3 protein-coding genes are annotated in these 1,183 nt (G+C 78.8%); all 3 read right to left on the reverse strand.

Features of this window, described 5'->3' with window-relative positions; all coding sequences use genetic code 11:
- Positions 1-281 (reverse strand): hypothetical protein (locus tag ACFWUQ_RS31480; protein WP_384544832.1); only part of this gene is annotated, 281 nt, incomplete at its 3' end.
- The gene (locus ACFWUQ_RS31485) at positions 278-952 is read right to left on the reverse strand and encodes an RNA polymerase sigma factor (RefSeq protein ID WP_384544834.1); all 675 of its coding nucleotides are present in this window, start codon (positions 950-952) and stop codon (positions 278-280) included. The genes ACFWUQ_RS31480 and ACFWUQ_RS31485, both read right to left, overlap by 4 nt.
- Positions 953-960: 8 nt before the next feature.
- Positions 961-1,183: LAETG motif-containing sortase-dependent surface protein (locus tag ACFWUQ_RS31490; RefSeq protein WP_384544836.1), on the reverse strand; the 223-nt coding region annotated here is incomplete at its 5' end.

A 1,183-nucleotide genomic window follows, 5' to 3' on the forward strand; every position in this document is an offset into this window, starting at 1 on the left:
AGCGCCGGCGGGGCGCGCGGCGGGTCGGGCGGGGGCGGCGCCGGGTCCGGGGCGAGCACGAGGTACCCGACCAGGGCGGCGGCGGCCGCCGCCAGCCCGGCCAGGGGCATCCGCAGGAACCGCAGGCGGACCCCGGGGAACCTCCGCAGGTGCGGTCCCGGCGGATCGGCGGGACGCAGCTCCCGGACGGTGATCCCGGCCGCCCGCGCGTCGAGGGCCAGCCGCAGCCGCAGTTCGACGGGGACGGGGCGGTCCCCGTCCGAAGACGTCGTACGGGTCATATCTGTCCCTCCAGGATCCGTTCCAGCGCGTCCAGGGCGCGGCTCGCGTTCGATTTGACCGCCCCCCTGCTGATGCCGAGCGTGCTCGCTATCTCCGCCTCGCTGAGGTCGGCCCAGTACCGCAGCACCAGGACCTGCCGCCGGCGCGGGCTCAGCCGGCCGAGCGCGGCGAGGACCTCGCGGTGCGCCTCGTCGAGCACGACGTGCGCCTCCGCCGACGGCGCCTCGGCCGCCCTCGGCGGGATCCACGCACGCGCGGTGCGCCGGCGGCGCAGCACCGAGCGCGAGGTGTTGACCACGGCGGTGCGCAGGTATCCGAGGGCGTTGTCCACCTCGGACACCTGCTCCCCGTGGCGCCGGTAGAGCGCTGTGAAGGCGTCCTGGACCACGTCCTCGGCGGTGGCTAGGTCGTCCACGAGCAGCACCGCGAGCCGGACCATGCGCAGCCGGTGCGCGTGGTAGAGCGCGGTGACGGTGGGGGGCGGCTCCCCCGGACCGGGGCCGCGGCCCCTTCCGGCGGTGAACTCGTAGGCGTACGGGTCCCCGGGCGAGGGCGGCGGCGCCGGTGCCGGCGGGGCGCCGCGCTCGCGGCGCAGGAACGACCACAGGCCCCGCCGTACCCGGTCGAGCGCGGGTACGGCGGGGCCGGCTGTCGGTATGACGTGGAGCACGGGGGTCCTCAGCCGTCGGCGCGGCGCCGCACGGCGTACAGGGTCGCGGCGCCGGCGGCGACGAGCCCGGCCGCCCCGGCCCCCAGTGCGGCGGTGGTCGCGGAGGAGCCAGTATGCGCGAGCTCCGGCACGGCGGGCGAAGCGGCGGGGGCGGGCGCCCCGCTCGGAGCCGCGGCGGACGGTGCGCCGGCCGCGCCCGGCACGGCCGGGGCCGCGCTCGGAGCCGCGCTC

The sequence above is a fragment of the Streptomyces sp. NPDC058662 genome, from assembly GCF_042716255.1.
Taxonomy (GTDB): Bacteria; Actinomycetota; Actinomycetes; order Streptomycetales; family Streptomycetaceae; genus Streptomyces.